General features: G+C 72.5%; 1 pseudogene. It reads left to right on the top strand.

The features are described from left to right. Window positions 1–561: 561 nt before the first annotated feature. Window positions 562–966 (top strand): annotated as a pseudogene (locus ACFXAZ_RS35690) (hypothetical protein); the annotation flags it as partial.

Below are 966 nucleotides of genomic sequence, written 5' to 3'. Positions count from 1 at the left end.
CCACACCAACACCTCCCCGACCAACCCGCACGATCGACCGTGACCCACACCAACACCTCCCCGACCAACCCGCACGATCGACCGTGACCCACACCAACACCTCCCCGACCAACCCGCACGATCGACCGTGACCCACACCGGCACCTCCCCGACCGACCCCGTGCAGACCCAACCCCGCACCTCCCCGCCCCCAGGGCCCCGGCATCCCGCGCCGGATGCCCGACCCGACGCCACCCCTGCACCCCCTCCCCCGACCCGAGCGGCGCGTCCCCTCCCCCGATTCGGCGTGTCCCCGCGCCCTCGAACACCCTCAGATCCACCCCCGCTCCACCCCCCGCGCGAGCGCGCGCCCGCTCCATTGAGTACTCGGACGAGCGGGGTCGTCATCAGTTGCCGGGGCGGGGATCCGGCGCGGTCGGGAGGCGGATCGGGGGAAGTCCCGGCAGTCTGGAAATGACGCGGAAAACGCCCTTAGGAGCAGGGGTAGGCTCGACAGCGGCCGGGCGCCCGATGCACCGGCATGCGACATGTGTGACATGTGGAGAGGAGCCCTGACCCAGGGTGAGCACCAAGCCGACGACCACAGATCTCGACTGGACCGAGCTGGACCAGCGGGCCGTCGACACGGCCCGAATCCTGGCCGCCGACGCCGTACAGAAGGTCGGTAACGGCCATCCCGGTACGGCCATGAGCCTCGCGCCCGCCGCGTACACCCTGTTCCAGAAGGTGATGCGACACGACCCGGCGGACGCCGACTGGGTCGGGCGGGATCGTTTCGTGCTGTCCGCCGGACATTCGTCCCTGACTCTCTACACCCAGCTGTACCTGGCCGGTTTCGGCCTGGAGCTGGACGATCTGAAGGCGTTCCGGACGTGGGGGGGGGGGTGGGGCCGCCACCCCCCCCCCCCGCCCCCCCCCCCCCCGGCGGGGCCCCACCCGCCGCGCGCGCCACCGGGGGCGCCCGCC

It is taken from the genome of Streptomyces sp. NPDC059477, assembly GCF_042749375.1.
Taxonomy (GTDB): Bacteria; Actinomycetota; Actinomycetes; order Streptomycetales; family Streptomycetaceae; genus Streptomyces.
Note: the sequence above shows the minus strand (reverse complement) of the source record. Positions and strands in the feature narration are given on the sequence as shown.